The sequence below is a fragment of the Arenimonas malthae CC-JY-1 genome, from assembly GCF_000747075.1.
Lineage (GTDB): Bacteria > Pseudomonadota > Gammaproteobacteria > Xanthomonadales > Xanthomonadaceae > Arenimonas > Arenimonas malthae.
In genome coordinates, this window is sequence record NZ_AVCH01000103.1 from 1 (window position 1) to 1,280 (window position 1,280).

At 60.0% G+C, this 1,280-nt stretch carries 1 protein-coding gene; it reads right to left on the reverse strand.

From position 1 onward, the window contains the following. Positions 1–650: 650 nt before the first annotated feature. Entirely contained in the window at positions 651–1,247 is a 597-nt protein-coding gene (locus N790_RS15920; RefSeq protein ID WP_156969944.1) for a hypothetical protein, read from the reverse strand. Between the last annotated feature and the right edge of the window lie 33 nt (positions 1,248–1,280).

The following is a 1,280-nucleotide window of genomic DNA, read 5'->3' on the forward strand; positions in this document are numbered from 1 at the left end:
GCACGTGACAAGCCAGGCCGAAGCCCGCAGGTGACGCCCGCGCCACGACATGGCCAGCACGCCTGCGAGGCAACCGCCCGGATGATGACTCCTCGAGCGCCAACGATCCGGTAGCCAGTAGCCCCACGCGCCGGATGCTGGCAGCGCGGGCAACGAGGGCGACCACTGCGGACGCTCCGAGGCCCAGAAGCAACAACGGCCCGCGAACGGGCCGAAGCAACCTAGACCGATACAGGCCTAACGCCTGAGTTAAGCCGCGCCGAAGGCGTCGGCTTGAATGATTAGTTAGGCGCCGTGCCCAACCGAAGTACCGCAATGGAGGCATCTATTGGCGAACGGGTTGCGCCAGAACGATCCGGACGCAAATGGCTTCTCGCACTTCGGGCAGGGAAACATCCACGTGTAGTTCGCTGCAATGGCCGGCAAGAGAACGCCAATGGCGCCCATAACGGCAAAGACCCAAGGTCGGTGCGTCACTTCCGAGAGATACCCACCTACGACGCATAGCAGCAGGCCGGTAGGTATAGAAAGCACGAAAAGAAGCTTCCGCCTTCGGTAGAGGTGCCACTGGTGCTGAAAGTACGCAGGATGCATGTAAGCGCCTAACGCCTGAGTTAAGCCGCGTCGCGGAGCGACGTCGGCTTGAATGATTAGTTAGAAGGCCCGCGACGATACGCCGCCTGGACATGGGACAGGCAACGCGAAAGCCCATCGATAGCTCGGTCAATTTCATTCTGCAAAGGATGGGCTGTTGAGCCGTAGTAACTCCATCGCGTTTCGTTTCCATTGCCATCAAAAGCCTGGAGATAGTACGTCGTGCCGTGCATGAGCGACAGCCCCGACGGATCCTCAAAGAGGAATCCAAGAGGGAGTGATTGCGACGCTAGCCGTTGGTAGACCTCAGCTGACTCTGGACACTCATCCTGGTCCATGACGACAGTGCAGGTGCGCTTGTTCCAGTCGCCGACTGACAGCCGAACTCGCGGCGAACCCATTACCTGGCCCAACCCACCGAAGCGCCTATCGAAGTGAACGAGATAGGCGAGCCCATTCCCCGTGTCCGGCAGTCGACCTACCCGAATATCCGTATTGCCAAGGTCACCCTCGGGGAGGTCGCCAGGCTCTTCCATTGCCTCGAAAAGTCCGCGCTCCACACAGCCCGTCTCAGTTGGTGACCAGCCAAAGTCGACTGATTTGCAACCAGCGAGGGTAGTGGCGAGACATGCGGTGAGCAGCGCGCGTTGCATGGATGGCCTTCTAACGCCTGAGTTAAGCCGCGT

What these genes read in the sequence shown, in the direction of transcription:
- N790_RS15920 (WP_156969944.1), bottom strand. Translation starts at nt 1,247, where the DNA reads ATGCAACGCGCGCTGCTCACCGCATGTCTCGCCACTACCCTCGCTGGT.